Annotated in this window: 26 protein-coding genes, 1 tRNA gene and 1 riboswitch; of the genes, 14 read left to right on the top strand and 13 right to left on the bottom strand. The window is 63.8% G+C overall.

Annotated elements, in window-relative coordinates:
* Positions 1-9 precede the first annotated feature (9 nt).
* From AC1Y2B_RS08295 to AC1Y2B_RS08270, 6 genes are all read right to left on the bottom strand, one after another.
* Positions 10-810 (bottom strand): ATP-binding cassette domain-containing protein, encoded by an 801-nt coding sequence (locus AC1Y2B_RS08295; RefSeq protein WP_482252603.1) that lies wholly within the window; start codon positions 808-810, stop codon positions 10-12.
* Positions 803-1,651, bottom strand: a complete 849-nt coding sequence (locus tag AC1Y2B_RS08290) for an ABC transporter ATP-binding protein (protein WP_482252602.1) — start codon at positions 1,649-1,651, stop codon at positions 803-805. The genes AC1Y2B_RS08295 and AC1Y2B_RS08290 overlap by 8 nt, the downstream gene beginning before the upstream one ends.
* The gene (locus tag AC1Y2B_RS08285) at positions 1,648-2,499 is read right to left on the bottom strand and encodes an ABC transporter permease (protein ID WP_482252601.1); all 852 of its coding nucleotides are present in this window, start codon (positions 2,497-2,499) and stop codon (positions 1,648-1,650) included. Before AC1Y2B_RS08285 ends, AC1Y2B_RS08290 begins: the two co-directional genes overlap by 4 nt.
* Complete coding sequence (locus AC1Y2B_RS08280) at positions 2,492-3,502, bottom strand: ABC transporter permease (protein WP_482252600.1); 1,011 nt, start codon at positions 3,500-3,502, stop codon at positions 2,492-2,494. Before AC1Y2B_RS08280 ends, AC1Y2B_RS08285 begins: the two co-directional genes overlap by 8 nt.
* Positions 3,503-3,607: 105 nt before the next feature.
* Positions 3,608-5,128 carry an ABC transporter substrate-binding protein gene (locus AC1Y2B_RS08275; RefSeq protein ID WP_482252599.1) on the bottom strand — a complete coding sequence of 507 codons (1,521 nt, stop codon included), beginning with the start codon at positions 5,126-5,128 and terminating at the stop codon, positions 3,608-3,610.
* A 39-nt stretch (positions 5,129-5,167) separates the two neighbouring features.
* Positions 5,168-6,742 carry a phytoene desaturase family protein gene (locus tag AC1Y2B_RS08270; RefSeq protein ID WP_482252598.1) on the bottom strand — a complete coding sequence of 525 codons (1,575 nt, stop codon included), beginning with the start codon at positions 6,740-6,742 and terminating at the stop codon, positions 5,168-5,170.
* Between the two features lie 162 nt (positions 6,743-6,904).
* On the opposite strand from AC1Y2B_RS08270, the gene AC1Y2B_RS08265 reads away from it, so the two are divergent.
* Genes AC1Y2B_RS08265 through AC1Y2B_RS08245 form a run of 5 tightly spaced genes read left to right on the top strand, consistent with a single transcriptional unit; the run spans position 6,905 to position 13,387 of the window.
* Positions 6,905-7,696: a cyclase family protein gene (locus AC1Y2B_RS08265; protein ID WP_482252597.1), complete on the top strand. Its 792-nt coding sequence runs from the start codon at positions 6,905-6,907 to the stop codon at positions 7,694-7,696.
* A 1-nt stretch (position 7,697) separates the two neighbouring features.
* On the top strand, positions 7,698-9,251 hold the full coding sequence (locus AC1Y2B_RS08260) for a phytoene desaturase family protein (RefSeq protein WP_482252596.1): 1,554 nt from the start codon (positions 7,698-7,700) through the stop codon (positions 9,249-9,251).
* Positions 9,248-9,709, top strand: a complete 462-nt coding sequence (locus AC1Y2B_RS08255) for a MarR family winged helix-turn-helix transcriptional regulator (protein ID WP_482252595.1) — start codon at positions 9,248-9,250, stop codon at positions 9,707-9,709. Before AC1Y2B_RS08260 ends, AC1Y2B_RS08255 begins: the two co-directional genes overlap by 4 nt.
* Position 9,710: 1 nt before the next feature.
* On the top strand, positions 9,711-11,858 hold the full coding sequence (locus AC1Y2B_RS08250; protein ID WP_482252594.1) for a thiamine pyrophosphate-dependent enzyme: 2,148 nt from the start codon (positions 9,711-9,713) through the stop codon (positions 11,856-11,858).
* On the top strand, positions 11,855-13,387 hold the full coding sequence (locus tag AC1Y2B_RS08245) for an indolepyruvate oxidoreductase subunit beta family protein (RefSeq protein ID WP_482252593.1): 1,533 nt from the start codon (positions 11,855-11,857) through the stop codon (positions 13,385-13,387). The genes AC1Y2B_RS08250 and AC1Y2B_RS08245 overlap by 4 nt, the downstream gene beginning before the upstream one ends.
* Positions 13,388-13,450: 63 nt before the next feature.
* Here the strand turns inward: AC1Y2B_RS08245 and AC1Y2B_RS08240 are convergent, their stop codons facing one another.
* Together AC1Y2B_RS08240 and AC1Y2B_RS08235 are read right to left on the bottom strand one after the other, a co-directional pair.
* Complete coding sequence (locus AC1Y2B_RS08240) at positions 13,451-14,296, bottom strand: alpha/beta fold hydrolase (RefSeq protein ID WP_482252592.1); 846 nt, start codon at positions 14,294-14,296, stop codon at positions 13,451-13,453.
* Between the two features lie 40 nt (positions 14,297-14,336).
* Positions 14,337-15,209: an N-formylglutamate amidohydrolase gene (locus AC1Y2B_RS08235; RefSeq protein WP_482252591.1), complete on the bottom strand. Its 873-nt coding sequence runs from the start codon at positions 15,207-15,209 to the stop codon at positions 14,337-14,339.
* A 144-nt stretch (positions 15,210-15,353) separates the two neighbouring features.
* Here AC1Y2B_RS08235 and AC1Y2B_RS08230 point away from each other — a divergent pair.
* The 6 genes from AC1Y2B_RS08230 to AC1Y2B_RS08205 all read left to right on the top strand — a co-directional run bounded on the left by AC1Y2B_RS08230 (position 15,354) and on the right by AC1Y2B_RS08205 (position 19,369).
* Positions 15,354-15,428 (top strand) — tRNA-Val (locus AC1Y2B_RS08230).
* 73 nt (positions 15,429-15,501) lie between these two features.
* Positions 15,502-15,627: a type B 50S ribosomal protein L36 gene (ykgO, locus tag AC1Y2B_RS08225; protein ID WP_100196728.1), complete on the top strand. Its 126-nt coding sequence runs from the start codon at positions 15,502-15,504 to the stop codon at positions 15,625-15,627.
* A gap of 186 nt (positions 15,628-15,813) precedes the next feature.
* Positions 15,814-16,416, top strand: coding sequence for a glutathione S-transferase (locus AC1Y2B_RS08220; protein WP_482252590.1), 603 nt, complete (start codon positions 15,814-15,816; stop codon positions 16,414-16,416).
* Positions 16,417-16,631: 215 nt separating this feature from the next.
* Positions 16,632-17,195 (top strand): ubiquinol-cytochrome c reductase iron-sulfur subunit, encoded by a 564-nt coding sequence (petA, locus tag AC1Y2B_RS08215; RefSeq protein WP_482252589.1) that lies wholly within the window; start codon positions 16,632-16,634, stop codon positions 17,193-17,195.
* A gap of 12 nt (positions 17,196-17,207) precedes the next feature.
* Positions 17,208-18,533: a cytochrome b gene (locus AC1Y2B_RS08210; protein ID WP_482252588.1), complete on the top strand. Its 1,326-nt coding sequence runs from the start codon at positions 17,208-17,210 to the stop codon at positions 18,531-18,533.
* Positions 18,534-18,550: 17 nt separating this feature from the next.
* Entirely contained in the window at positions 18,551-19,369 is an 819-nt protein-coding gene (locus tag AC1Y2B_RS08205) for a cytochrome c1 (protein ID WP_482252587.1), read from the top strand.
* Between the two features lie 50 nt (positions 19,370-19,419).
* Here AC1Y2B_RS08205 and AC1Y2B_RS08200 read toward each other — a convergent pair whose 3' ends face one another.
* The 3 genes from AC1Y2B_RS08200 to thiB are packed head-to-tail and all read right to left on the bottom strand — an operon-like array spanning position 19,420 to position 22,593.
* Positions 19,420-20,115: a thiamine ABC transporter ATP-binding protein gene (locus AC1Y2B_RS08200; RefSeq protein WP_482252586.1), complete on the bottom strand. Its 696-nt coding sequence runs from the start codon at positions 20,113-20,115 to the stop codon at positions 19,420-19,422.
* Positions 20,102-21,631: an ABC transporter permease family protein gene (locus AC1Y2B_RS08195; RefSeq protein WP_482252585.1), complete on the bottom strand. Its 1,530-nt coding sequence runs from the start codon at positions 21,629-21,631 to the stop codon at positions 20,102-20,104. The genes AC1Y2B_RS08200 and AC1Y2B_RS08195 overlap by 14 nt, the downstream gene beginning before the upstream one ends.
* Positions 21,607-22,593 carry a thiamine ABC transporter substrate binding subunit gene (gene thiB, locus AC1Y2B_RS08190; protein ID WP_482252584.1) on the bottom strand — a complete coding sequence of 329 codons (987 nt, stop codon included), beginning with the start codon at positions 22,591-22,593 and terminating at the stop codon, positions 21,607-21,609. The genes AC1Y2B_RS08195 and thiB overlap by 25 nt, the downstream gene beginning before the upstream one ends.
* Before the next feature lie 38 nt (positions 22,594-22,631).
* A riboswitch (TPP riboswitch) is annotated at positions 22,632-22,733 on the bottom strand.
* Between the two features lie 227 nt (positions 22,734-22,960).
* Between thiB and AC1Y2B_RS08185 the strand changes: the two genes are divergently transcribed.
* Complete coding sequence (locus tag AC1Y2B_RS08185; RefSeq protein WP_482252583.1) at positions 22,961-23,542, top strand: hypothetical protein; 582 nt, start codon at positions 22,961-22,963, stop codon at positions 23,540-23,542.
* A gap of 76 nt (positions 23,543-23,618) precedes the next feature.
* The gene (aroC, locus tag AC1Y2B_RS08180; protein WP_482252582.1) at positions 23,619-24,719 is read left to right on the top strand and encodes a chorismate synthase; all 1,101 of its coding nucleotides are present in this window, start codon (positions 23,619-23,621) and stop codon (positions 24,717-24,719) included.
* Positions 24,720-24,767: 48 nt separating this feature from the next.
* On the opposite strand, the gene AC1Y2B_RS08175 is transcribed toward aroC, so the two are convergent.
* Positions 24,768-25,466, bottom strand: a complete 699-nt coding sequence (locus AC1Y2B_RS08175; RefSeq protein ID WP_482252581.1) for a helix-turn-helix transcriptional regulator — start codon at positions 25,464-25,466, stop codon at positions 24,768-24,770.
* A gap of 68 nt (positions 25,467-25,534) precedes the next feature.
* On the opposite strand from AC1Y2B_RS08175, the gene AC1Y2B_RS08170 reads away from it, so the two are divergent.
* Positions 25,535-26,146: a glutathione S-transferase family protein gene (locus tag AC1Y2B_RS08170; RefSeq protein WP_482252580.1), complete on the top strand. Its 612-nt coding sequence runs from the start codon at positions 25,535-25,537 to the stop codon at positions 26,144-26,146.
* On the opposite strand, the gene AC1Y2B_RS08165 is transcribed toward AC1Y2B_RS08170, so the two are convergent.
* Positions 26,122-26,997, bottom strand: coding sequence for a DMT family transporter (locus tag AC1Y2B_RS08165; protein ID WP_482252579.1), 876 nt, complete (start codon positions 26,995-26,997; stop codon positions 26,122-26,124). The two genes, AC1Y2B_RS08170 and AC1Y2B_RS08165, sit on opposite strands and share 25 nt — an antisense overlap.

Raw genomic sequence — 26,997 nt, 5'->3', positions numbered from 1 at the left:
CGACCGGGTTCAGACCCAGACCTGCGCCGGATCCGGCAGCGGAATCGCGTCCAGCAGATCGCGGGTGTATTGCGCCTGCGGGGTGGCGAACAACTCTGCCGTAGCGCGGTTTTCCACGATCACGCCGTGCTGCAGGACCATCACGCGCTGACACAGGCGACGGACCACGGAAAGGTCATGGCTGATGAAGGCCAGCGTCAGGCCAAGATCGCGCACGAGGCCCTCCAGCAGGTTCAGCACCTGCGCCTGAGAGGACACATCCAGCCCCGAGACAATTTCATCCGCCAGAATGAACTCCGGCTCCAATGCGATGGCGCGGGCGATGCCGACCCTTTGGCGCTGGCCGCCCGACAACTCGTGCGGGTAGCGGGAGGAGAAGTCTTTCGGCAGGCCGACATGGTCCAGGGCGCGCAGCACCCGTACCTTGATGTTGTCCAGCCCGTGCAGTTGCAGGGGTTCGGCGATGATCGTGCCAACCCGATGGCGCGGGTTCAGGCTGCTCATCGGGTCTTGGAAGATCATCTGAAAGCGGCGGCGCAACGGGCGCAACTGGGCGTCCGAAAGATGGGTGATATCGGTGCCGTCAAACGCCACGGTGCCGCCGGATGGCTCCAGCAGCCGCACCAGGGCGCGGCCAAGGGTGGATTTTCCCGAACCCGATCCGCCGACGATGCCAAGAACCGTGCCCTTGGGAATGCTGAAGGTCAGACCCTTGAGGATATCCAGCCGTGGCGCCATGCCAAACAGGGGTTTGCGCGTCATGTCGGCCAAGGACAGGTGCAGGTCGGTGACGGTGTACAGATCAGCCATGCTCGACCTCTGCTTTGACGGCGTCGATGACGGCGTCGGGCACTGGGTTCAGGCCGGCCGAAGGGTCTGTGTATTTCGGCGTCGCAGCCAGAAGGGCGGCGGAATAGGGGTGCTTGGGGGCGCGGAAGAAGGCCGTGACCGTGGTATCCTCCACCACCTTGCCGGAATAAAGGACCGAGAGGCTTTGGCAGACCTTGGAAACCACGCCGAGGTCGTGGGTGACGAACAAAAGCGCCGTGCCGTGCTTGGCCTGAAGGCCGGCGATCAGCTTCAGGATCTGTTTCTGCACCGTTACATCCAGCGCGGTCGTCGGCTCATCCGCCACGATCAGCTTCGGTTCTGCGGCGAAAGCGCTGGCGATCAGGATGCGCTGGCGCATGCCGCCCGACAGTTCATGCGGATATTGCCGCATCACGCGGGCGGGGTTGGTGATCTGCACTTCGGCCAGCAGGGCCAGCGCCCGTGCCTCGGCCTCGGCCCGCTTCCAGCCCAGAATATGCACCAGCCGGTCGGTGATCTGTGGGCCAATGCGGCGCGACGGGTTCAGCGCCGTCAGCGGGTCTTGCGGGATCAGCGCGCAGGTGGCGCCGACCTTGATGCGCCGCTCTGCCGGGGGAAGGGACAGAAGGTCGGTGCCATCCAGCACGATCTGGCCCTCGGTGATCTCCACCGCTTTCGGCAGGATGCCCAGAATGGCTTTGCCGATCATCGACTTGCCCGCACCACTTTCGCCGACCAGCCCGCGGACTTCGCCGGCTGCGACCTCCAGCGAGACGTTGCGCAGCAGGGGGCCGCCGCCCCTCACCCGTGCCGACAGATTGCGAATGGACAGATAGTTCATCGCAGCACCGGATCGAAGCGGTCTTTGAGCCCCTCGCCAAGTTGGGAGAAGGACAGGACGGTCAGGAACAGCGTGATCAGCGGGAAGACCAGCACCCACCACGCTTGGTGGATGGATGTGCGTCCTTCCGAGATCATGCCGCCCCAGGTCGGGTCGTCGGTGGAAATCGACAGGTTGACGAAGGACAGGATCGCCTCGACGATCACCGCGATCCCCATTTCCAACGTCAGAAGGACGACGATGATCGGCAGCACGTTGGGCAGGATTTCCCGCAGCATGGTGCCAAAGCGCCCGCGTCCGGCGACGCGGGCCGAGGCGACATAGTCCATCGCACCTTGGCTCATGGCTTCTGCCCGTACCACGCGCGCAAAGCGGGTCCAGTCGATGACCACGATGGCGAGGATGATGGAAAACAGCCCCGGCCCGATGACGGCGATCAGCAGGATGGAAAACAACACCGGCGGGAAGGCCATCCAGATGTCGATGAAGCGGGACACCAGCACGTCCACCCAACCCCGGTAGAAGCCAGCCAGCAACCCAAGTCCTGCCCCGATGATGCAGGTGAGCGTGCCAGAGATGAAGGCCACGGCCAAGGCGATCCGCGTGCCGAAGATGATCCGGCTCAGCACATCGCGGCCCAGTGAATCCGTGCCGAGCAGGAAAGACTTGTCCGCCCCATGCACCCAGAACGGTGGCAGGCGGCCTGAGAAAAGGTCCTGTGCCAGCGGGTCCTTGGGCGCGACATGCGGGGCAAACAGGGCCACGACAATCAGCAGCACCAGCCATGCGGCGGACAACCACAACCGCACCCCAGCGCGGCGGCGGACTTGCGAGCGGCCATCAGCCATGACGCAACCTCGGGTTCAGGGCGGCATAGGTCAGGTCGACCACAAGGTTTACTCCGGTGAAGAGGATGGCAAACAGGATGACGATGCCCTGGATCAGCGGCAGGTCGCGGTTGATGACAGCGTCGATGGCCATGTTGCCAAGGCCCTCGTAGGAGAACAGCCGCTCGATGATCACGGTGCCACCGATCAGGAAGGTGAACTGCACGCCGACGAGGGTCAGGGTGGGCAGGATGGCGTTAGGCAAAGCCTCTCGCCAGATCACCCAGGCCTCGGAATAGCCCTGCGTGCGGGCGAGGGTGACGTAATCCAGATGCATCGTCTCTTTCAGGCTTTGCTTCAGCAACTGGCCGATGATGGCGGCAAGCGGGATCGCCAAGGCAACGGCAGGCAGAAACATGTGCGAGAGCAGGTCGCGCGTCAGATCAAAGCGCAGCCGCAGGATGCTTTCGACCAGATAGAAGTTCGTGCTGAACGGCAGTTGCAGGGATGGCGTCACCCGGCCCGAGATCTGGAACACCGGCACCAGCACGCCGAACACCAGGATCAACACCAGCCCCCACAGGAAATCCGGCACCGACAGCGCCATGCCGTTGGCAATGTCGATCCCGCCCTCCACCTTCGTCGCCCGCAGCCGGGTGCCGGTCAAGGCGGCTGCCCCGCCGACCAGCACCGCCATCCCCAAAGCCATCACCGACAGTTCCAGCGTCGCCGGCAAGCGCCCCAGCACCAGCGCCAGCACCGGCTGCCGCAGCGTGATCGAGGTGCCAAAGTCACCCTGCAGCACGCCCAACCCCCAGATCAGAAACTGCTGCGGGATCGATTTGTCCAAGCCATAAAGCGCGGTCAGCCGCGCGATATCTTCCGCCGTCGCCCCCGGTGGCAGCATCATCGCAATCGGGTTGCCCGGCACCACGCGGATGACGAAGAACACGATGACGGCCACGCCAAACAGAGTGACGGCCGTGGTTAGCAGCCGCAGAAGTAGGGTTCTCAGCAAAGCCATCACGCATCCTTCAAGCGCACGCGTCCTTGCGTTTCGCCTTCTCCAAATATCCCACAGGGGGGTCTGGGGGGACGTGAAGTCCCCCCAGCCGGGTCCGCAGAGCGTTTAGGCCCGCTTCATCAGGAACGGCAGCAGCGCGCCGGAGTGGTGCGGCGTCACGACCACGCCCTTGGCCGCCAGGATCGGCTGCACATATTGCAAAAGCGGGATGACATAAGCGTTTTCCGCGATGTAGCGGTCAACGTCCTTCCAGCCCTGGATGCGCTTGGCCTCGTCCTTCTCACCCCACAAGGGGTTGATCTTGTCGATCAGGTCCTTGCTGTCCCAGACCGAGTGGGGCGAAGGCCCATACATGGCAAACCCGGTCGAGGTCGTGGGGTCACCGACCGAGTTGCCCCAGTTGTAGAAGGCCGCCGGGGCCAGCTTGTCCGCCGCGCGCAACTCGTAATGCTTGGCGATTTCATAGACTTCGATCGTCGCCTCGATGCCGACCTTGCGCCACAGGCCAACGATGGCCTGGATCATCTCGTAATCCTTGGGCATGTAGCCCTTGGTGGTCTGGATGGTGAACTTGACCGGCTTGTCGACCGAATAGCCCGAGGCGGCCAGGTATTTCACCGCAGCATCCGGGTCATAGGGCGTCTTGATCGTCGGATCATAGGCGTCATAGTCCGGCGTTTCCAGCGTGTCGATCGGCACGCCGTAACCCGACAGCAAACGGTCGACGATGGCTTGCTTGTCAATCGCAGCGACAGCGGCCTTGCGGACATTGGGGTCCAGCATAACCTCGATATCGTTCAGGAAGATCATCCCGATGTTCGACACCGGCGTCGCATAGGCGTTCAGGCCGCCTTTCAGACGGTCATATTCCTCGTATGGCACTTCCAGCGTGACGTGGGACGAGCCGCCTTCGATTTCCGCCACGCGGGCGGCGGCATCGGTCACGAATTTGATCGTCACGGTGTCAAAGTCCGGCTTGCCGCCCCAATAGGTCGGGTTGGCCTTCAGGCGCACGAAGGCGTTCTGTTCGAACTTGTCGACCATATACGGGCCGGTGCCGATCGGGGCTTTTTCGAACCCTTCAGCGCCCACCTTGGTGTAGTACGCCTTCGGCAGGACGTAACCGGTCAGGAAATACATCCACTTGAAGATCGTGGGGTCGAATTGCTTGACGTCGGCGGTGACCTTGTTGCCGTCGGCCTTGAAATTGGCCAGCGTGCCCCAGACGAACTGGATCGGGTTGCCGGTTTTCGGATCGGCGGCGCGTTCCAGGCTCCACGCCACGTCCTCGGCGGTGAAGGGGGAGCCGTCGTGCCAGGTCACGCCGTCGCGGACGGTGAGGTGGATCTGGGACTTGTCGTCGTTCCAGCCCCATTCCGTCACGAGGCCCGGTGCGGGCTTCAGGTCGGGCTGTTGCAGGATGAACTGATCGAAGACCGACTGGTACAGGCCCTGAATGGTCGGGTTGACGGCCGAGGGGCCAGTGGTCGGGTCCCAGGACGGCAGGGTGACGTTGTAGGCGATCACCAGTTCGGTGATGTCGGCTGCGAAGCTGGGCAGTGACACGGCGCTTAGCGCGAGCGTGGCTGCCGATAGCTTCAGAAGGCTCCGTCTGTTGAGGTTCATGGTGGTGTTCCCTGTTGTCGCTTGTTTTAATTGGTCTTTTCAGTTGCCAACCAGTTTTCGGGCCAGCAGATAACCCGGTCCGGCCCCCGTGCCTGCGCCGGGCCAAACGGCGGCTCCGGTCAGGTGCAGGTTCTGGATCGGGGTAGAGCCGTCGGCATGCCCGCGCATGGGACGGAAAAGGAAATGCTGCGACAGGTGGTGTGACCCGCAGACCTGATCACCGCCGACGAGGTTGGGGTTGTCGGCCTCGAAGTCGATGGGCGTCACCAGCCGGCGGCCGAGGATTTTTGCCCGTGTGCCCGGAGCATGGGCCTCCAGAATATCCAGCGCACGTTCGGCGAAGGGGACGGTGGCCTCGGTCCAGTCGGTGGCGGTGATCTCGCCCTTGGCGTCGCCGAGGATGACGCCGGGGGCCATGCGGACCTGCACCCATAGCGTGTCCTGGCCTTCCGGTGCGCGCGAGGGGTCAATGACGGTCGGTTGGCCGACGACGAGGATCGGCTCACTCGGCAAGAGCCCCGCTTTCGCCTGCTGATAGGTGCGCGCCATCTGGTCAAGGCTGGGCGCGATATGGACATAAGCGAAGGTTTTCAGGTCCTTGGCGGTCCAGTTGGGCAGATCGGACAGCGCCAGATGGATCATCATTGTGCCGGGGGCATGGGCGAATTTCGTCATGCCCGCGTCAAAGGCAGGGGTCGTGCCACCGGTCAGGCGCGGCAGCGCGCCAGGGGCCACGCCGGCAATCACCGCCTTTGTCGCCGTGATCTTGCGGCCATCGGCGAGTTCGATCCCGCTGGCGCGGGTGCCATCGTGCAGGATGCGGGTGACCGGGGCGTTCAACTCCACCACCCCGCCGCGCGCTTGAATGGCAGAGACCAAAGCTTTCACAATCGTATCCGCACCGCCCTGCCCGATCACCATGCCGAAAGCCTGTCCGGCCATACCTTCCAGATAGGGAAACATCGCGCCGCCTGCGACATCGGGGGCAAAGTCCAGATGCATGCCCCAGGCCCCCAGCAGCGCCTGAACATGCGGGTGTTTGAAGGTTTCTGTCAGCCAGCCGCGCGGCGATTGCAGCAGGAAGCGTGTCAGGTCCAGCGTGCCGGCTATCCCCTTGGCGCGCAGTGTTTTAAACATGAAATATGCAATCGCACGCAATTTCATCGAGGCGCCGAGCAGGCCGAAAAGATGCGGCGCCTCTGCCCCGAAGCCTGCGAACAGGCGGTTCCAGGTGGCGGCATCCTCGGGCGAGAGGGCACCGATCAGGGCAGTAGTTTCCTCCAAGTTGGTCGAAACGCCAACATGTTTTCCATCCGGGAAGGACGAGGCGAAGGGTTTGGCCGCCGGCACGAAAGCGCAGCCATGTTTGGCCAATTCTGCGCCGTAAAGCTTGAAAAACGGGCTTCCTGCGAAGAGGGACAGGTTCATTGCCGCCCAGTCATGCCGGAACCCGGGCAGGGTATATTCGCCGGTTTTCACCGCACCGCCCGCAACACTCGCCCGCTCAAAGACCCCGACTCGCCAGCCCTTGGCCGACAGGTGCAGCGCAGCGGCCAGCGTGTTGTGGCCCGCCCCGATCAGCACTGCGTCGAACACTCGATCGAACTCGGGCAAGCGCACGTCCTCCGGTCATTTCGCAGAGGATATTTGCAAATGCATTTAAATCTGTCTAGCATGATTCTCATTGATGAAGGCAAAGACGGCGGGTTGACGGTGTCTTCTTTCCGTCTTCCATCCGTCTTCCTTTGGTGAAGACAAAAAGACAGGGAGAACATCATGACATCTGCGAATGTGCTGGCCAGTCTGGCCGGAATGCTGGCCTCGGGCGGGGTCGAGGTGGTGGATTGCACCGGGGTTCTGGGGCCGGACACGCCCCTGTTGAAGCTGCCGCCGGACTTCGCCAAGGACACCCCGAAGATCGAGATCCACACGATTTCCAACTATGACCAGAACGGGCCGTTCTGGGCGTGGAACTGGCTGAAGGTGGGGGAGCATTCGGGGACACACTTCGACGCGCCGCATCACTGGATCACCGGCAAGGATTATGCCGACGGGTATACCGACACGCTGGCCGTGCAACGGCTGGTCGCCCCGGTCAACGTGCTGGACTTTGCGGCGGAATGCGGGGCGAACCCGGATTTCCTGCTGACCATCGACCACGTGAAGGCGTGGGAGGCCAAGCATGGCGCGATCAACGCTGGCGAGTGGGTTGTGCTGCGCAGCGATTGGGACCAGCGCAGCCATGACGAGAACCTGTTCCTGAACGCCGACGCCACCGGGCCGCATACGCCGGGGCCGACCGCTGAGGTCATCCAGTACCTGCTGTCGAAAGGCATCGTCGGCTGGGGCAGCCAGTGCATCGGCACGGATGCGGGGCAAGCGGGTGGCATGACACCGCCCTTCCCGGCGCATAACCTGCTGCACAAGAACAACTGCTTTGGTCTGGCGAGCCTCGCCAATCTGGACAAGCTGCCCGCAAAGGGCGCGATCCTGATTGCGGCACCGTTGAAGATCAAGAACGGGACCGGCTCGCCGATCCGGGCCTTGGCACTGGTCCCGCGGGGTTAAGATGCGGCCGGATCACGTCATCGTCGGTTCGGGGATCAACGCTTTGGTGGCTGGCGCGATGCTGGCCCTCAAAGGCGACCGTGTGCTGCTGCTGGAGCGGTCTGACCGCATCGGCGGCTGCCTGCGGACGGATGAGATCACCTTGCCGGGCTTTCAGCATGACGTGATGGCCGCGACGTTTGTTCTGTTCATGACCGGGCCGGCGGGGGCTGCTTTGGGCCCCCATCTGGCCCGGCATGGGTTTGAATACTGCCATACGCCGCATCCGACCGCCGTCGTGCGGCCCTCGGGTGAGGCTTTGGTTCTGACGATGGACGGGGCGAAGAACGTGGCCGCGTTCAACGCTCTGGCTCCGGGCGATGGCGATGCCCATGCAGCGGTGGTGGGCGGGATTGGGGCGGACGCGCCGTTTCTGTTCTCGCTGCTCGGGGGGGAGTTGTGGTCTTGGGCGACGTTCAAGCTGCTCTTTGGGCAGGCGCGCAAGCGTGGGCTGAAGGGGTTGGCCGCGTGGTTTGGCAAGGCTTTGCTGCCGGCGCGGGGATGGTTGGAGACGGATTTCCAAAGCCCCACGGTGCAGGCTTTGTTCGCGCCGTGGGTGCTGCATTGCGGTCTGACGCCGGACAGCACCTATTCCGGGCAGATGGCGAAGGTGATTGCCTTTGCTCTGGAGGTGGCGGGCGCGCCGATCTCCAAGGGTGGTGCCGGGAAGGCGGCGGAGGCGTTCCGCAAGCTGATTGAAGAAAAGGGCGGAGAGATTCGCACTGACGCCGATGTGGACCGGATTTTGGTGCGTGACGGCAAGGTCACCGGCGTTCAGTTGGCCTCGGGGGAGGAGATTGCTTGCGGTTCCGTGCTGGCCTCGGTTGCGCCGGGGCAGTTGGCGGGGCGGTTGCTGCGGGATGTGAACCTGCCGGAGGCGAAGGCTGCGGCCAAGGGCTTCCGGCATGGGCGGGGGAATTTCCAGCTGCATTATGCGCTGGATCGGGAGCCGGAATGGCTGTCGCCGGGGCTGGAGGATGTGGCGCTGATCCATCTGGCGGATGGGATTGATAGTGTGTCCAAGTCCGCCAATGAGGCGGAGCGGGGGATGTTGCCTGCGGTGCCCACGATTTGCGTGGGGCAGCCGTCTCGGCTGGATCCGTCGCGGTGTCCGGACGGGAAGGCGATCTTGTGGTTGCAGATCCCGGATGCGCCGCGTGTCATCAAGGGCGATGCAGGCGGCGAGATTTCGGGCAGCGACTGGGATGACGTGCGCGAGGCGTTTGCGGATCGGCTGGAGGCGATTCTGTCGCGGCATATCAAGGACTTTGGGGCGATCAAGCTCGCCCGGAAGGCCTATTCGCCGAAGGATCTGGAGCGGATGAACGTCAACCTTGTCGGCGGCGACCCCTATGGCGGGCTTTGCTCGATTGATCAGTTCTTCATCTGGCGGCCCTATGGGCCTTCGGCTGCGCCGGCAGTGAAGGGTCTGACGCATATCGGTGCCTCGACCCATCCGGGGCCGGGGCTGGGTGGCGGGTCGGGTTTCCTCGCGGCAAAGAGGCTGGGGGCATGAGGGATAATCTGCCCAGACTGGGGGAGATCGGGTTGGCGAACTATCCGCCGTACCTGATGAACCGCATCATGGGGCGCTACAATGCGGCGATCCGGGCCGAGATGGCCAAGCTGGGCCTGACGACGCCGAAGATGCGGGCCTTGGCGGTGCTGTCTGTGATTGATGGGCAGTTGATTGGGCAGCTGGCGGTGCATGCGATTGTGGAGCAGTCGACCTTGTCTCGGGCGGTTGACGCTTTGGAGGCAGAGGGGCTGGTGCGGCGGGCGGCGGATGCTGCCGACAGCCGGTCGGTGCGCGTCTTCATCACCGAAGCCGGCCGCACAGCGTTTGAGACGTTGTGGCCGCATATGGCCGAGACCTATCAAGAGATGTTCGCCGGCATCGACCCGGACGAACAGCGCGCCTTCGTGGCGACGTTGCAGAAGATACACGCCAACACCCGCAAATCGGAGGTCTGACATGGCAGAACGCTCGTTCAAGGCGGAAGTGGAGCATTTGCGGCTGGGGGAGGGTCAGACCTTCACCGGCGAGGGGATTCTGGCGATCACCAAGGCGCTGTTGGAGAATGGCGTGGGCTATGTCGGCGGCTATCAGGGGGCGCCGATTTCGCATCTGATGGATGTGCTGGCGGATGCCCAGGAGTTGCTGGGCGAACTTGGTGTGCGCTTTGAGGCCAACGCCAACGAGGCGGCGGCGGCGGCGATGCTGGCAGCCTCGGTGCATTATCCCATTCGTGGGGCGGTGACGTTCAAGGGCTCAGTCGGGGTCAATGTGGCCTCGGATGCCTTGGCGAACCTGGCGTCCTCGGGGGTGAACGGCGGGGCGCTGATTATTGTCGGTGAGGATTACGGTGAAGGCTCCTCGATCATGCAGGAGCGGAGCCATGCCTTTGCGATGAAGTCGCAGTTCTGGCTGCTGGACCCTCGGCCGAATTTGCCCAGCATTACCAAGGCGGTGAAGGATGGGTTTGAACTGTCGGAGGCGTCAAATTCCCCGGTGATGCTGATGGTCCGTATCCGGTCGTGCCATGTGACGGGCAGTTTCCAGACGCGGGACAACCAGCGGCCGAAGCTGTCGGTGCGCGATGCCTTGAGCGCCCCGCAGTCGGATTTCGCCCGCGTCGTGCTGCCGCCGATGTCGTATATTCACGAGCAGGACAAGATCAAGAACCGCTGGCCAGCGGCGGAGCGGTTCATTGTCGAGCGCGGGTTGAACGAGGTGTTCGGGCCGAAGGAAGCTCCGATCGGGTTGGTCATTCAGGGTGGCATGTACAACACCGTCATCCGGGCGCTGCAGCGGCTGGGGCTGGCGGATATCTACGGCGCAAGCCAAGTGCCGCTTTACGTGCTGAATGTGACCTATCCGCTGGTGTCGTCCGAGTTCCTGTCGTTCTGCGAGGGCAAGGAGCAGGTTCTGGTGATCGAGGAAGGCCAGCCGGAGTTCATTGAGCAGCAGTTGACGACCTACCTGTACCGGGCTGGGTCCTCGGTGAAGTTGCACGGCAAGGGCATGCTGCCTATGGCCGGGGAATATACCGGCCAGGTCATGCTGGACGGGCTGACGGCCTTCCTGCGACAGGCCGCGCCGGATCTGCTGCCGGCCTTGGTGCGGGCGCCCAATCAGGACAAGCCCAAGGTGCCGGATCTGTCGAAGACGGTGCCGATCCGGCCTCCGGGCTTCTGCACGGGCTGTCCGGAGCGGCCGATCTTTGCGGCGATGAAACTGGCGCAGAAGCAGACGGGGAAGTTGCAGATCACGGCGGATATTGGCTGCCATCTGTTCGGCTCCCTGCCGCCGTTCGAGATTGGCGGCGCGACGATGGGCTATGGCCTTGGGCCTGCGGCCAATGCGGCCTTTGATGGCGGTGGCGAACGCAGGCCGATCAGCATCATTGGGGATGGCGGGTTCTGGCATAACGGGCTGAGTTCCAGCTTTGGGAACATGGCGTTCAACAAGTCGGACTCGGTGGCGGTGATCGTCGACAACTACTATTCGGCGGCGACGGGGGGGCAGGATGTGTTGTCGTCTCGCGCCGAGAATGCGACGAAGAAGACACAGCATCCGATATCCAAGGCACTGAAAGGCGTGGGGATTGACTGGGTGCGGCAGGTGGACCGGACCTATGACGTCGGCCACATGCGCGATGTGCTGCTGGAGGCTTTGACGACCAAGGAGAAGGGGCCGAAGGTCATTGTCGCCTCCTCGGAATGCATGCTGAACAAGCAGCGGCGCGAGAAGCCATTGCAGGCGGCCGCGATCAAGGAGGGGCGTCGGGTCGAGGCACCTCGGTTCGGGGTGGATGAGGATATCTGCACGGGGGATCATGCCTGCATCCGGCTGTCGGGCTGCCCCTCGCTGGGGTTGAAGACGCTGGACGATCCGCTGCGCGATGACCCGGTGGCCTCGATCGACCAAAGCTGTGTCGGCTGCGGGAACTGCGGCGAGGTGGCGGATGCGGCGGTGCTGTGCCCAAGCTTCTACCGGGCGGATGTGGTGCACAACCCCTCGGCTTGGGAAGTGCGGTGGGCGGCGTTCAGCGCCCGGGTGATCGGTTGGCTGCAAAAGCGGCGCGATGCGCGGCGGGTGGTGTTTGAGGTGGCGGCATGAACGTGCAACTGAAAGCCCAGCCGATGGACCCCAAACTGTCCTCAATCATCAAGCTGGCCGTACTGGCGGTGGGCGGTCAGGGTGGCGGCGTGCTGACCGGCTGGATCGAGGATGTGGCGCGGGCCAATGGCTATGCGGCGCAGGCGACGAGCGTGGCGGGCGTGTCGCAGCGCACCGGGGCGACGGTGTATTATGTCGAGATGGCCCCGGCTGATGACGGTATCCCGATCTTCTCGCTGATGCCGGCGGCGGGTGATGTCGACATCATGATCGCGGCGGAGATGATGGAAGCCGGCCGTTCGATCATCCGCGGCTTTGTGACGCCGGAACGGACGACCCTGATCGCCTCCACCCACCGCGCGCTGGCGGTGTCGGAGAAGATGGAGCCGGGCAACGGCATTGCCAATTCAGATGAGGTGATGGCGGCGGCGGGCCTGATGGCCAAGCGCTTCATCGCGGCGGATTTCGAGGCGCTGGCGATCCGCAATGGCTCGGTCATCTCGGCCAGCCTGTTCGGGGCGCTGGCGGGATCAGGTGCCTTGCCCTTCCCGCGCGCCGCGTTCGAGGCGGCCATCCGCAAGGGTGGCAAGGGCATTGACGGCAGCCTGCGCGCCTTTGCCGCCGCTTACGAGGCGGCCTCTGGCCCGATTGCCAAAACGCCTGCCGCGCGCAAGCCCGGCCCGGTCATGGCCAAGGGCCCGGCGCGGCTGGTCGCGGAGTGGCATCGGCTTCTGGGGCTGGCAGAGGGGCTTCCGGCACCGGTGGCCGAGATGGCCGTGCTGGGGTTGAAGAAGGTTGTCGAGTTTCAGGACGTGGCCTACGGTGCGCAGTATCTGGACCGGCTGGCCAAGGTGCTGACCCGTGATGATCCGGCGCAGGGTTACGCCCTGTCGGTCGAGGCGGCGAAATATATCGCCAATGCGATGTGCTATGACGATGTGATCCGGGTGGCTGACCTCAAGACGCGCGGACCGCGCTTTGAGAGGATCGCCAAAGAGATGCGGGTCAAAGAGGGCAACCTGATGCACCTGACCGAATTCATGCATCCCCGCGCCGAAGAGATTGCCGGGATGCTGCCCGCAGGTCTGGGCCAGCGCGTACAGGACGACCCGAGGTGGATGGCCCGGCTCGACCGCTGGTTTTCCAAGGGGCGGCGGCTACGGACGGACGGGCTCTGGTCTTACGCCACGCTTTACATGCTGGGGGGCCTGAAGTGGTACCGCCGCCGCACCCTGCGCCACAAACAAGAGGTGGCGCATCTGGAGGCGTGGGTTGCCACCGCGCTCGGCTATCTGCCGCGCTATGATCTGGCGGTCGAAGTCCTGAAATGCCGCCGTCTGGTGAAGGGCTATTCCGACACCCATGCCCGGGGTCTGTCCAAGTTCGACAAGGTCCTTGCCGCCGCCGCCCTGGTCGCCGCCCGCGAGGATGCCGCCGACTGGGTTCGTCGCCTGCGGGACGCGGCACTCAAGGATGAAGAGGGCAAGGCGCTCGACGGGGCGATTGCGACGATCAAAAGCTTCGCCTGACGCCCCCTTCATTCAGGTGCAAATATTCTCCGGGGGTGCGGGGGTGGAAAACCCCCGCTTGCTTCAGTTGTCGATCAGCGCGCGGACCGCGGCGTTGTAGCCGGCAGGGTCCTGCATCATGGCGAAATGGCTGGTGTCAGGCAGGATCACCAGTTTTGACCCCTTGATCAGGCTGGCGATCTTTTCGGTATGGGCGCGCAGGATGGCCTGATCGTGGTCTCCGGCAGCGATGACGGTGGGGACGCTGATCGTGGCCACCTCGGCATCGGTCCAGTTCGGCTGGGTCGCCCACATGTCCGAGATTTGCTTGACGAAGGCGTCATACTGATCGGGCGTGGGGGACAGTTTCACATAATCCTTGCCCATCCAGTCGATATAGGCCCCAAAGACCTTGTCGGTCATCACGTTCGGGTCAACGCCATCGGTGGTGATGTTGGCGGCTTGCGCGAAAAGGTGCTTCAGACGGTCCGGGTGGTGCATGGCGATGTCGAGGCCAATGATGCCGCCATCCGACCATCCCACCAGATCCACCTTGTCGATCTTCAGATAATCCAGCAGCGCCAGATAGTCCGAGGCCATCAGGTCATAGCCGAACGGCGCGTCGGTGCGGGTGGACCGGCCATGGCCGCGGCTGTCGGCAACGATGACCAGATGGTCCTTCATCAGGTCGATCACCTGATTGGACCAGACATCGGCATTGCCCAGCCCACCATGGATCAGCAGCACCGGATTGCCCGCGCCATAGGTGGCATAATACATCTTGATGCCGTTCACATCCGCCGTACCGCTGGCCACTGCCGTGGGCATCGGCGGCGGCGGCGGAATCGAGGCCCAGCGGTCCTCCGCCCGGGCGGGCAGCGTTGTGGCCGCGAGGGTCAGGGCCAGTCCAATCGAAGCAAACAGACGCATCTTCCTCTCCTCTTTCACTCGGCTGATGTATCGGGCGCCGTCACTCTGCCGCGATCGGCAGGCTGCTGCGGCCAATCTGGGCCAGATCGGCCACGACGCGATTGATGCGTTGGCAAAAGGCCGAGAACTGCGGCAAAGGCTCCACCCGGCGTTCGTCAAGGTACAGGGCCCGGTCAATCTCGACCTGCACGACATGGCGGCGCGAGACGGGATGGCCGTAAGCCTGCGCGATATAGGCCCCGGCGAAGGGCGAATTGCGGGCGACGCGGAAGCCGGCGGCGCTGAAGACCGCCTCGATCTGTTCAACCACCTCGCGGGAGGCGGCGGCACCGAAGCGGTCTCCCAGCACGACCTCGGGCAGGGGTTGACCGGGGCGTGCGTGGGTTTCGATGGCTTCGTGCGGCATCGAGTGGCAATCGATCAGGATCGCCTCGCCGAAGGTGGCATGGGTCTGGTTGATCAGGCTGCGCAGGGCCGCATGCCATGGCCGCCAGTGGCGGGCCAGGCGTGCTTCGGCATCGGCTTGCGGGATCTTGCCGGAATAGATCGCCTTGCCGCCCGCCACGACCCGGGGAATCACCCCGAGGCCAGAGGAGATTCGCGGGTTGTGGGCGGTACGGGCGATTCCCTCGACCACTGCGGGGTCCAGTTCATCACACCCCCGGTTGAAGTCGATATAGGCGCGGGGCGCGCGGGCGCAGAGCAGCGGGGCCCCGAACAACGGGGCGCGGGCGAACAGCCGATCGACAAACGCATCCTCGGACGAGCGCAGCGCGGTGGCGTTCAGCGGGCTTGCCGCAAGGAAATCTGCCGGATATTCGCGGCCGGAATGCGGAGAGGAAAAGATCACAGAGGTCATTTGCCGCACGGGGCGGGTCAGTCGATAGGATTCGCCCTCGGTAAGTTCTGACATGCGGTCCTCCATGCCTTAGGTATAGCGGCATAATCTGGCGCGGAGAAAGCCCTTGAACACCCCCGCGACTCTGATTATAGACCCCCCACCGACGCACTTTCACCTGCGGCCTTCGACGGCCACGGCGGAAGAAGACGGCAAGGGGGGCGGTTAGCTCAGCGGTAGAGCACTACGTTGACATCGTAGTGGCCACTGGTTCGATCCCAGTACCGCCCACCATTCACCGCTGGCCGAAAGGCTGGCACAGTTTTCAAATGGCGCGAGGACGCGCCGCGAACAGAAGGAGACAGCCATGAAGGTTGCAAACTCGCTCCGCTCGCTGAAGACGCGTCATCGCGATTGCCAGATCGTGCGCCGTAAAGGCCGCGTCTATGTGATCAACAAGACGCAAAAGCGCTACAAGGCCCGTCAGGGTTGAGAAGCGTGGATCAGCACGGTTGATGGGCCGCCAGGGAAACCTCGGCGGCTTTTTCATGTCTGGGTCCCGCTGATCCAGCAGTGCCGTCTGTCGCCCGCAGCGGGTGGCCGGGTCACGTGATCAGGCCATGGACAGGGCTTTGGACTGGCCCTAGCAATAGGCCCAGCACAGCAAAGGCCGCCCGCGATGAAACTTTACCACTCCCCCACCTCTCCGTTTGTCCGCAAGGTCTTGGTCCTGATTGAGGAAGCGGGGCTTGGCCCCCAGGTTGAATTGGTGGCCGCTTCTGGCACGCCGACCGCGCCGGGTACCATGCCGGTGGAATTGAACCCCTTGGGCAAGATCCCCGCCCTGATCTGCGACGATGGCCGTGTGCTGTATGACAGCCGGGTGATCTGCCGCTATCTGGACCAGCTTTCTGGCGCGACCCTTTACCCGCAGGCCCGACTTTGGGACGTGCTGACGCTGGAGGCCACGGCGGATGGCATGATGGAAGCCGCGGTTCTGATGGTGTACGAAACCCGCCTGCGCCCAGAGCCGATGCGATATGCGCCTTGGGTCGAGGGGCAATGGGCCAAGATTGCCCGGGCGCTCGATGCATTGGAAACCCAAAGGCTGGAAGATCTGCAGGGGCCGCTGAATATGGGGCAGATCGCACTTGGCTGCGCCTTGGGGTATCTGGACTTCCGGCATGGCGCGCGGGATTGGCGTGCGGGCCATCCGGAACTTGCAAAGTGGGCCGCCGAATTTGGCGTGCGGCCCTCTGTTCAAGCGACGATTCCGGCCTAGCTTGCACGGCAGCCGATCGATATTGGAGACAGCTTGCACGGGTTCAAGGCAAAGCATCAAGGAAATCGGGTTTTGCGTGGCCCGCTGCGCCTTTGACCGCTGGACCTCTTCGCAATCCTTGTCTAAAACCCGCCCGGCAAGGCTGCGTCAGGGACGCGGCCCCATGAGATTTACCGGCCTCCCCGAAGGGCGGCCAGCGGAAGGGAGAAGTATTCGTGTCCCATGCTGACGATACCGCAGGGTCCCGCCGGGATTTCCTGTATTACGCGACCGCCGGGGCGGGCGTCGTGGCAACTGGTGCAGCGGTCTGGCCGCTGGTCAACCAGATGAACCCCTCTGCCGACGTGCGCGCACTGGCCTCGATCGAGGTTGATGTCAGCGGCGTTGCCGAGGGCAGCCAGCTGACCGTGCTGTGGCGCGGCAAGCCGGTGTTCATCCGTCACCGGACCGCGGACGAGATCAAGGCTGGCCAAGAGGTCAAGCTGTCGGATCTGGTCGATACCAATGCCGAAAATGACAACCTGCCGGCCGGCACCGATGCCAGCGACGCCAACCGCGCGCTCGACAAGGACGGCAAGTGGCTGGTGATGATGGGCGTCTGCACCCACCTTGGCTGCGTGCCGCTGGGCAATGGCGCCGGTGAGTTCGGCGGCTGGTTCTGCCCCTGCCACGGTTCGCAATACGACACAGCCGGCCGCATCCGCAAAGGGCCCGCCCCGCGCAACCTGCAAGTGCCGGTCGCTGCCTTCTCCAACGACACCACGATCAAGCTCGGGTAAGGAACACATCAGATGGCCGGTATCCCGCACGACCACTACGAGCCCAAACCGGGCTTTCAGACCTGGCTCCACAGCCGTCTGCCGATTGTCAGCCTTGTCTATGACACGCTGATGCTGCCCACGCCCAAAAACCTCAACTGGATGTGGATCTGGGGCATTGTCCTGACCTTCTGTCTGGCGCTGCAGATCGTGACCGGCATCGTGCTGGCCATGCATTACACGCCCAACGTTGACCTCGCCTTCGGATCGGTCGAGCATATCATGCGCGACGTGAACGGCGGCGTGATGTTGCGCTATCTGCATGCCAACGGTGCCTCGCTGTTCTTCTTCGCCGTTTACTGCCACATCTTCCGGGGCCTGTTCTACGGCAGCTACAAGGCGCCGCGCGAAGTGACCTGGGTGATCGGCATGATCATCTATTTCCTGATGATCGCGACCGCGTTCATGGGTTACGTGCTGCCTTGGGGCCAGATGTCCTTCTGGGGTGCGACCGTGATCACCGGCCTGTTCGGCGCGATCCCGGGTGTTGGCGTCTCGCTGCAACAGTGGCTGCTGGGGGGCTTCTCGATCGGCAACCCGACACTGAACCGCTTCTTCAGCCTGCACTACCTGCTGCCCTTCGTGATTGCCGCGCTGGTGGCCGTTCACATCTGGGCCTTCCACACCACCGGCAACAACAACCCCACGGGCGTTGAAGTGCGCCGCGGCTCCAAGGCCGAGGTTGAGGCGGATACGGTTCCGTTCTGGCCCTACTATGTGATCAAGGATCTGTTCGCGCTGTCGGTCATCCTGATGCTGTTCTTCGCCGTGGTCGGTTTCATGCCGAACTATCTGGGCGACCCGGACAACTATATCCAGGCCAACCCGCTGGCGACCCCGGCGCATATCGTGCCGGAATGGTACCTGCTGCCGTTCTACGCCATCCTGCGTTCGTTCGATAACACCGTCTGGGCCGTGCAGTTCGTGCACTTCATCACCTTCGGCATCGTCGACTCCAAACTGTTCGGCGTGCTGGCGATGGGTGGGGCGATCCTGTGCATGGCGCTGGCGCCGTGGCTGGACACCTCGTCAGTTCGCTCTGGCCGCTATCGCCCAATGTTCAAGGCGTGGTTTGCGGTTCTGGTGATCGACTTCGTCGTGCTGATGTGGTGCGGCAGCCAAGTGCCGTCGACCTTCACCGGCTGGGTGGGGCTGATCGCCGCGACCTACTGGTTCGCCTATTTCCTCGTGATCCTGCCGCTGCTGGGTGTGCTTGAAAAGCCGCTGCTGCAACCGGCCTCGATCGAGGAAGACTTCAAGTCGCACTACGCCGATCCCGTTTCCGGCCCGGCCGAGTGAGAAAGGAACTGACTGAGATGTTTCGCAAAATCGCAATCAGTGCCGTCTCTGCACTCACCCTGATGACAGGCGCTGCCTGGGCTGCTGGCGAAGGGGAGACGACGGATGTCGCCTTCTCGTTCGAAGGCCCGTTCGGCACCTTCGACGAGCATCAGCTGCAGCGCGGCCTGCAAGTCTATACCGAGGTCTGCTCGACCTGCCACGGGTTGAAGTTCGTCCGCATCGGCCAGCTGGCCGATCTGGGCGGGCCGCACCTGCCGGAAGATCAGGTCAAGGCTTATGCTAAGGCGTTCCCGATCAACGACGCGGCATCCAATCCGCAGTTCATTGACCCGGAGTCGGGCACTGCCCGTACCCTGCTGCCGTCGGACCATTTCCCGGCCAACAACGCGATGAAGGCTCCTGACCTGTCGGTCATGGCCAAGGCGCGCAAAGGCTTTGAAGGTCCCTATGGTCTGGGCACCAATCAGCTGTTCTTCGGCATGGGCGGACCTGAGCATATCTACTCGATCATCAATGGCTTTACCGGCCAGTCGAAGGATATCGCTGGCGTGACCTTCTATGAAAACAAGGCCTTCCCCGGCGGCTGGATGGGCATGCCCAACACGGCCATCGCAGCGGATCAGGTGACCTACGCGGACGGTACGCCGGCGACGCTGGACCAGGAAGGCAAGGACGTCGCGGCATTCCTGACCTGGGCCGCCGAGCCGAAGATGATGGACCGCAAGGAATCCGGCTTCAAGGCCGTGCTTCTGCTGGGTCTGCTGTCGGTTCTGCTGTACCTGACCAACAAGCGTCTCTGGGCGAAGGTCAAGGGCAAGAAGCTGGCGCACTGAGCCCTTAAGGCATTGAATGAAAAGGCCCCGCCATCGTGCGGGGCCTTTTTCTATGGGCCGAGGTAGGCGCGCAAAGCGGCGGGCGGATCGGCGAAGATCGCCTTGGTTTCAACCGGGGCTTCGGCCACCCCGTCATGCACCAGCACCACCTGATCGGCAAAGCGTCGGGCGTCGGCGGGGTCGTGGGTGACCATGACCACCGTGGTTCCGACATCGGCAGCAAGGTCTGCGACAAGGGTCAACAGATCGGCCTTCAAGGCAGGGCCGAGGGCCGCAAAGGGTTCATCCAGCAGCAGAACCGGGCGGGCTTGCAGCAAGACCCGGCCCAAGGCGGCGCGGCCTTGCTGACCGCCTGACAGGTCAGCGGGTTTGCGGGTCTGCATGCCGGAAAGGCCAAGCCGCTCAAGTACTTGCGCGATCCTGGCGTGATCGCGGGTGTCAAGTTTCAGGCGCGGGTTGAGCGCGAGGCCAAGGTTCTGGCCCAACGTCAGGTGGGGAAACAGGTTCTGGTCCTGAAACAGCATCGCCATTGGACGCTCAGCCGGGGAAAGCGGAGCAAGGTCGCGACCCTGCCAAAGGATGCGGCCTGACGTCGGCGTCAGAAAGCCCGCCAAACCCATGAGAAGGGTGGATTTCCCTTCGCCCGAACCGCCCAGCATTGCAAGTTTGGTGCCCGGCGGGATCGCCCAATCCGCCGTCAGATGAAAGCCATCAACCGTCAGGGTCAGGTGATCAAGGTGCAGCACGGCGGCCTCCTAGGTCGCACAGGGCGAAAAGGGCGAAGGACTGGGTGACCAGAAGGAGAGCAGCGGCCGCTGCCTCATCCATCCGGTAGGCGCCGGAAAGGCGTTGCACCACAAGGGGTAGCGTTGCCTGCCCATCACCCGCAAACAGGGCAATCACGCCAAGATCCCCCATTGAAAGAGCAGCGGCCAGCCCCGCGCCCAGCCCCAGAGGGCGGGCAAGGCGGGGCAAGGTCAGGTACCGCAGGCGGGCAGGGCCGGTCAGCGCCATGGCCTTGGCCAGCCGATCGTAGGATCTGTGCAGCGCTTGCGTCTCCGGCAGGAGCAGGCGGTACAGAAAGGGCAAGGACATCAGGGCGTTGACCGTGATCGTCACCGGAAGGGCGATATCCTCTGGGCGAAGATACGGGCGCACGAGCAGGAAAAGCCCGGTGCCAAGCACGAGGCCCGAAGCAGAAAGCGGCAGCATGGCCGAAAGCTCCAACAGACGACTGCCACGCCGGGCCACAGCTTGGGCGAGAGTCAGGGCCGTTCCGGTGGCCAGCGCGGCAGAGGCCAGCGCCATCCAGATCGAGCGGAGGGCTGCTTGCCAGACCGCTATCCCTAGTCGGGGAAGGGCGGGAAGCCCCTCAACCACCACAGCCAACAGGGGCAGGACGAGGAACAATGCGACGACGATGATCGTCAGGGCATCCAGCACGGCGCGGCCTTTGGGGGGACGCAGGATCAGGCTGCGGTCAAGCCCGGCGCCGAGGCCGGACGCCAGCGTGAATCGGGCCGACAGGGTCACTGCGGCGGCGCAGATGGTGAACTGAATGGCGGCGAGGAGGGCGGCTTTACCCGGATCAAAGTCGAACCTAAGGGCTTGATATATCGCAAGTTCAAGGGTGGTGGCCTTGGGGCCTCCGCCTAAGGTGAGGGCCACGACGAAGGAGGTCAGGCAGACGAGGAAGATCGCCAGTGCCGCACCCGGCAGAGTGGCGCGAAGCATGGGGCGTTCGATGTGGCGGAAGGGGGAGGGGAGGTTCAGGGTTTCGGCAAGGCGGAACCGCTCGGCCGGGATGGCGTGCCAGGCGTTCAGAAGGATGCGGGTTGCGAGGGGGAGGTTGAAGAAGACATGGGCGAGCACGACGCCCCACAAGCCGTAGATGGAGATTGGCGCGATGCCTACCGCCTGTAGCGCGGTGTTCAGGATACCGCTGCGACCGTAGATCGTCAGCAGTCCGAGCACGGCGACGATGACGGGCAGGAGAAAGGGGGCGCCCAGCACGAGGATCAGCACGCCGCGACCGGGAAAGCGGCGGCGCATCAGGGCGCGGGCGGTGGGCACGGCGAGTGCGCAGGAAAAGGCTGTAGACAGAACAGCTTGGGTGATGGTGAAGCGGATGGCGGACCAGTCGGCGGGGCGTAGGGAGGCCCCGCCGGACTGGCTTGCCAAGGCCAGTGCCGTTCCCAGCACCAGCGCGGCGATCAGCAGGGCGATTGCCCCTGCGCTTATTTGGAGAGGGCGGTCTGCCATTCCTCGACCGCAGCTTGCCTTTGGCCTTCGGCCTCGGCGGGAGAATAAAGGAGGGATTTCAGCGGCTTGATCAGGGTTTCGTAGCCTTTGGGCAAGCCCTCGGCGGGGGTTTTTGCGGGGTACATCCAGTTTGTGGTGGGAATGATGGATTGCGCGGCATCGCTGGCCAGGTAGGCGAGGAACTGGTCGGCGAGCGGCTGTTGTTTGGAGGAGGCCAGTTTTCCGGCGACTTCGACCTGCATGTAGTGGCCTTCGTCGAAGGAAGCGGCAGATTTGGTGGCGTCCTTCTCGGCGATCAGGTGGTAAGCGGGGGAGGTGGTGTAGGACAGGACCATGTCCGCCTCACCCTTGAGGAACAGGCCATAAGCCTCGTCCCAGGAGGGGGTCACGGTGACGATGTTATCGGCCAAGTCCTTCCAGATATTGGCAGAATCTGCACCATAAGCGTCTTTGACCCACATAACGAGGCCGAGGCCCGGGGTAGAGGAGCGGGGGTCTTCGATCACGATCTTGAGGTTGGAGGCCGCCAATTCCTTGAAGGATTTCGGCGGGGTCTTCAGTTTGGTGTTGTCGTAGACGAAGGCGAACCAGCCCCAGTCGAAGGGTTCAAAGTTGGCGTCATCGTAGGGAACGGGCAGGTCGTTCGGCGCCTTGGTGGCGAGGGGGGCGAAGAGGCCGGTGGACCGGGCGCTTTCGGTCAGGGTGGTGTCAAGGCCAACCACCACATCCGCTTCAGACTTGGCACCTTCCATTTTCAGCCGGGAGAGGACGGCTGCGCCATCGCCTGCGGTGATGTAGTTGATTTTGCAGGCACAAGTCGCCTCAAACCCCTTGGCGATGGCGGGGCCGGGGCCGTAGTCGGCGGCGAAACTGTCATAGGTCAGGACGTTGAGCACGGGGGTCTCGGCCATGGCCATTGGGGCCAGGGACAGGAATGCCAGTGCAAGATGGATGGCTTTCATAGGTCTCTCCATGTTGCGACGGGCGGGAATGGAGACGGGCCTTCAGCCAGCACCTTCCCTCCGCCGGTATGATCCGGGTCAGGTTCAACGGGTCCGCTTGCGCATCTCAGCCTGTAGGACAGGCACCCCGAGGTGGGGGTGAAAATAGGGGAATGGTCCCCGGGTGCAAGGGGAAAGCGCAAAGGGTTGGGAACGCTGGATTAACCGGAGGATTTCGGCGGAAGGTACGGTCTTGAACCGGTCTTCCTTGTGTCTTCCTTCCGTCTCTACGCGCGCAGAGATGCCGATGCGTTAACCGTGGCGTGCGAATCAGGGGTGGTGCGCCTTCAAAGTGCACCCTACGATGGCGCAAAACAGGAGGTGGGGCATGTTTCTGCGTCTGGCTTTTCTTGCGGCGATGGCTTTGCCGGCCTCGGCGGAGTGTGTGAACTATCTGAGCTTTGCCAAGGGGGTGACCGTGAAGCTGGCGGATGGGTCATCCTGGGCAGTGCACCGCGATGCGCATGATGTGCTGCGGATCGAGGAGAGCAAGACGACGGGCAATTATGCCAAATATGTCGTGGGGCCCTACGGCGTCTATCAGACCGAAAGCACGCGCAACGGCAGTGCGACGGCGTCGGAATATCATTACATCCGCACGCCGCCCGAGCCGGTGGCGGGGATGGACTGGACCTCGAACGTGAAGGCCACGACGACGAAGATCGGCGACACCCAAGCCGATGACTGGCGCGAGAAGGTGCATGTGACGGCCGGGATGGTGCAGGCGCTGAAGGTGGGGGCCTGCCGCTATGCCGCGCTGGGGGTGGATATTGGCCATATCGGCGGGCCCTATCCGACCGTGCAGCATTTCACCTATTTCCCCGACCTGCGCTTTGGCATCCAGACCAAGATCACCTATCCGGCGGATACGGTGAAGAAATCGGCCGTGGTGTCGATGACGGCGGACTAGGGCACGATTTTTCTACGAAAAATCTGTTGCTGAAGGCGCGATTGGACTATGGGGGGCGGCAGACAGGAGATCGCCCATGAGCCTTAACACCTTTGGTCATTTGTTCCGCTTCACCACCTGGGGGGAGAGCCATGGGCCGGCGATTGGGGCTGTGGTGGATGGCTGTCCGCCGGGGATTGCCCTGACGGAAGCGGATTTGCAGCCTTGGCTGGACAAGCGCAAGCCCGGCACCTCGAAGTTCACCACGCAACGGCAGGAAGCGGATGCGGTTCGCATTCTGTCGGGGGTGTTTGAAGGGCGGACGACGGGGACGCCGATTTCGCTGTTGATCGAGAATACGGATCAGCGGTCTAAGGATTATGGCGACATCGCGCAGGCGTTCCGGCCGGGGCATGCGGACATTACCTATCACCAGAAATACGGCGTGCGGGATTATCGCGGCGGCGGGCGGAGTTCGGCGCGGGAGACGGCGAGCCGCGTGGCGGCTGGCGGGGTGGCGCGGGCGGTGCTGGCGGCTTTGGTGCCGGGGCTGAAGATCACCGGGTACATGGTGCAGATGGGTGCGAAGGGGATCGAGCGCAGCCGGTTTGACTGGGCGCAGATTGGCGAGAACCCGTTCTGGTGCCCGGACCCGGTCGCGGTGGCGGAATGGGCGGAGTATCTGGACGGGTTGCGGCTGTCGCACAACTCGGTTGGGGCGGTGATCGAGGTTGTGGCAGAAGGGGTTCCGGCGGGACTGGGGGCGCCTTTGTATGGCAAGCTGGACAGCGATCTTGCGAGTGCGATGATGTCGATCAACGCGGTCAAGGCGGTGGAGATTGGCGACGGGATGGCTGCGGCGAGCCTGACCGGGGTGGAGAATGCGGATGAGATCCGCATGGGCAACGACGGGCCGGTGTTTCTGAGCAACCATGCCGGCGGGATTCTGGGCGGGATCAGCTCGGGTCAGCCGGTGGTGTGCCGGTTTGCGGTGAAGCCGACCTCAAGCATCCTGACCCCCCGGCGGACGATCAATGCGCGGGGCGAGCAGATCGATCTGATCACCAAGGGGCGGCATGACCCTTGTGTGGGGATCAGGGCTGTTCCGGTGGGCGAGGCAATGATGGCGCTGGTGCTGGCGGATCATCTGCTGCTGGATCGCGGGCAGACGGGTGGGGTGCGCGGGATCATTGGGTAGGATGGGCGATGCGCCCATCTTGCTTGGATGATGGGCATATTGCCCATCCTACCTTGTCCGCCCGCCCGTCGTTTTCAGTTCTGACAGGAAGTCCCGCAACAGGGGGACGCGGCGGGGGCGGAAGCTTTCGTCCGTCGCCGTGATCTCGGTCATCGCCTCCAGCCGGAAGCGGCGGAAGCCTTGGCGCAGGGTGCACCACGCCAAGAGCATCAGGGTGCGGTCCATGAAGACGACCGACAGGGGCCAGATGCGGCGGCGGGTTTGGCTGTCGGCGCGGTCTTGGTAGGTGATGTCGAGCGCGCGTTCGTCCCAGCAGGCCTCGCGGATCAGCGACAGGTGGGCCGGGGCGGGGGCGCGGCGTTCGAAGCGGTAGGTTTGCTGGACGGCGTGGATGGCTTGGCGCTGCACACGCTCGGGCAAGGTGGCGATGATCTTGGCCTGCGCCGCCTCAGCCGCTTTCGCGAGGGCGGGGTCGCCGGCAAGGCGGACCTCGGCGAGGCCGAGGACGAGAGCTTCGACCTCCAGCCGTGTGAACATCTGCGGCGGCAGGGCGGGGTCTTCGGTGAGGGTGTAGCCGACGCCGGCGGCACCGTCGATCAGGGCGCCACCGGCACGCAGGGTGTCAATGTCGCGGTAGAGGGTGCGGGGGGAGACCTCGGTTTCCTCGGCCAGACGGGCGGCCGTGACCGGCTGCGGCAGTGTGCGCAGGGCGGTCAGAAGACGGAACAGGCGGTCGGGGCGCGGCATGATGCTGACAGCTTTTGACAGGATCAGGGGAGCATAAAGGGGGCATCCAGCAACGCAAGGAGAGAAACATGCTGACCCTTATTCATGCCCCCAACAGCCGGTCTTGGCGGATTGTCTCGTTGATTGACGAGATGGGGATCTGGGACAAGATCGAGATCAAGACGGTTGGGATGGTGCAGCGCGATGGCTCGGGCCATGCCGATCCGGCCAATCCGCATCCCGAGGGCAAGGTTCCGGCGCTGATCCATGACGGCACGCTGATCACGGAAAGCGGGGCGATCATGCTGTATCTGACGGCCTTGTTCCCCGACTCGGGGCTTGCGCCGAAGCCGGGGACGGCCAAGCGGGGGGAGTATCTGACCTGGCTGTTCTGGTATCAGGGCGTCTTGGAGCCCGTGATGTGGATGAAGATGTTTGGCGCGGGTCACCCCGGCCTGCATCGCAACTTCCGCGGCGTGGACGAGGCTTTGGCGCGGCTGCATGGGGCGCTGGAGAAGGGGCCCTATCTGTGCGGCGAGGACTTCACGGCGGCGGACCTGATCTGCGCCTCGGTCTTCAGCTTTCTGCCGCAGTTTCTGCCGGAGGATGCGTCGATCAGGGATTGGGTGGCGCGGTGTCAGGCGCGGCCTTCGGTCCAGAAGGCCAAGGACTTCGATCAGGCGCTTCTGGCGGCGGCCTGACGGGCCATTTGCACGGCCAGAATCCCGGCCATAGCGATCATCACCCCCAGAATGTCGGTGGGGGTGATGTGCTCTCCAAGCAGGAGGGCGGCGACGGTGACGCCGAAGAAGGGGTTGAGGAAGTGGAAGGTCGAGGCGCGAATGGCCCCGATGCGACCGACCAGCGTGAACCACAAAAGGGTGGCGGTCAGGCCCGGGACGGCGATCTGGTAGGACAGCGCCATCAAGAGATGGGGTGTCAGGTTCAGGCGCGGGGTTTCCAGCGCCATGGCGGCCACGGCGAGGATGGCGGACCCCACCAGCATTTGCAGTCCCACCACCATCAGAAGGTTGCCGCCGGCGCTGACGGCCTTCACCAGCCGGGTGGCAAAGGCCAATGCTGTGGCGCCGATCACGCACAGCGCGACGCCGGTCGGGTCAGCGCCATGGGTGATGCGGCTGCCCATGATCAGCGCCACCCCGGCAAAGCCCGCCAACAGGCCCGCGATACCAAGTTTGGGCAGACGTTCCCCCAAGGCAAAGCCGATTGCAGCAACCAGGAGGGGCATGGCGGAGGCGATGACCGAGGCCAGCGAGCCCTCGACCCATTGCAGCGCCACGAAATTCAGGCCGAGATAGAGCGCGTTCTGGCACAGGCCGAAGATCACGACGCTGCGCGCCACGGGGTTTGACAGCCGCCAGCTTTGGCCGCGCAGGCGGGCGATGGTGACGGCGATGGTGCCGGAGATCAGGAAGCGGAGGGCCAGCACCAGAAGCGGTGAGGCATCGGCGACGATGATCCGGCCGGTGGCGAACGCCGAGGACCACATAAACGAGAAGGCAAGGCCCATCAGCAGGGCGGTCAGGTCCAT

It is taken from the genome of Stagnihabitans sp. (genome assembly GCF_964946895.1).
Note: the sequence above shows the minus strand (reverse complement) of the source record. Positions and strands in the feature narration are given on the sequence as shown.

Coding starts and splice junctions, on each gene's coding strand:
- AC1Y2B_RS08260 (WP_482252596.1), top strand. CDS start 7,698: ATGCGGCCGGATCACGTCATCGTCGGTTCGGGGATCAACGCTTTGGTG.
- AC1Y2B_RS08205 (WP_482252587.1), top strand. CDS start 18,551: ATGTTTCGCAAAATCGCAATCAGTGCCGTCTCTGCACTCACCCTGATG.
- AC1Y2B_RS08245 (WP_482252593.1), top strand. CDS start 11,855: ATGAACGTGCAACTGAAAGCCCAGCCGATGGACCCCAAACTGTCCTCA.
- AC1Y2B_RS08195 (WP_482252585.1), bottom strand. CDS start 21,631: ATGGCAGACCGCCCTCTCCAAATAAGCGCAGGGGCAATCGCCCTGCTG.
- AC1Y2B_RS08235 (WP_482252591.1), bottom strand. CDS start 15,209: ATGTCAGAACTTACCGAGGGCGAATCCTATCGACTGACCCGCCCCGTG.
- aroC (WP_482252582.1), top strand. CDS start 23,619: ATGAGCCTTAACACCTTTGGTCATTTGTTCCGCTTCACCACCTGGGGG.
- AC1Y2B_RS08185 (WP_482252583.1), top strand. CDS start 22,961: ATGTTTCTGCGTCTGGCTTTTCTTGCGGCGATGGCTTTGCCGGCCTCG.
- AC1Y2B_RS08285 (WP_482252601.1), bottom strand. CDS start 2,499: ATGGCTGATGGCCGCTCGCAAGTCCGCCGCCGCGCTGGGGTGCGGTTG.
- AC1Y2B_RS08210 (WP_482252588.1), top strand. CDS start 17,208: ATGGCCGGTATCCCGCACGACCACTACGAGCCCAAACCGGGCTTTCAG.
- ykgO (WP_100196728.1), top strand. CDS start 15,502: ATGAAGGTTGCAAACTCGCTCCGCTCGCTGAAGACGCGTCATCGCGAT.
- AC1Y2B_RS08175 (WP_482252581.1), bottom strand. CDS start 25,466: ATGCCGCGCCCCGACCGCCTGTTCCGTCTTCTGACCGCCCTGCGCACA.
- AC1Y2B_RS08165 (WP_482252579.1), bottom strand. CDS start 26,997: ATGGACCTGACCGCCCTGCTGATGGGCCTTGCCTTCTCGTTTATGTGG.
- AC1Y2B_RS08240 (WP_482252592.1), bottom strand. CDS start 14,296: ATGCGTCTGTTTGCTTCGATTGGACTGGCCCTGACCCTCGCGGCCACA.
- AC1Y2B_RS08170 (WP_482252580.1), top strand. CDS start 25,535: ATGCTGACCCTTATTCATGCCCCCAACAGCCGGTCTTGGCGGATTGTC.
- AC1Y2B_RS08255 (WP_482252595.1), top strand. CDS start 9,248: ATGAGGGATAATCTGCCCAGACTGGGGGAGATCGGGTTGGCGAACTAT.
- thiB (WP_482252584.1), bottom strand. CDS start 22,593: ATGAAAGCCATCCATCTTGCACTGGCATTCCTGTCCCTGGCCCCAATG.
- AC1Y2B_RS08275 (WP_482252599.1), bottom strand. CDS start 5,128: ATGAACCTCAACAGACGGAGCCTTCTGAAGCTATCGGCAGCCACGCTC.
- AC1Y2B_RS08280 (WP_482252600.1), bottom strand. CDS start 3,502: ATGGCTTTGCTGAGAACCCTACTTCTGCGGCTGCTAACCACGGCCGTC.
- AC1Y2B_RS08290 (WP_482252602.1), bottom strand. CDS start 1,651: ATGAACTATCTGTCCATTCGCAATCTGTCGGCACGGGTGAGGGGCGGC.
- AC1Y2B_RS08250 (WP_482252594.1), top strand. CDS start 9,711: ATGGCAGAACGCTCGTTCAAGGCGGAAGTGGAGCATTTGCGGCTGGGG.
- AC1Y2B_RS08220 (WP_482252590.1), top strand. CDS start 15,814: ATGAAACTTTACCACTCCCCCACCTCTCCGTTTGTCCGCAAGGTCTTG.
- AC1Y2B_RS08265 (WP_482252597.1), top strand. CDS start 6,905: ATGACATCTGCGAATGTGCTGGCCAGTCTGGCCGGAATGCTGGCCTCG.
- AC1Y2B_RS08295 (WP_482252603.1), bottom strand. CDS start 810: ATGGCTGATCTGTACACCGTCACCGACCTGCACCTGTCCTTGGCCGAC.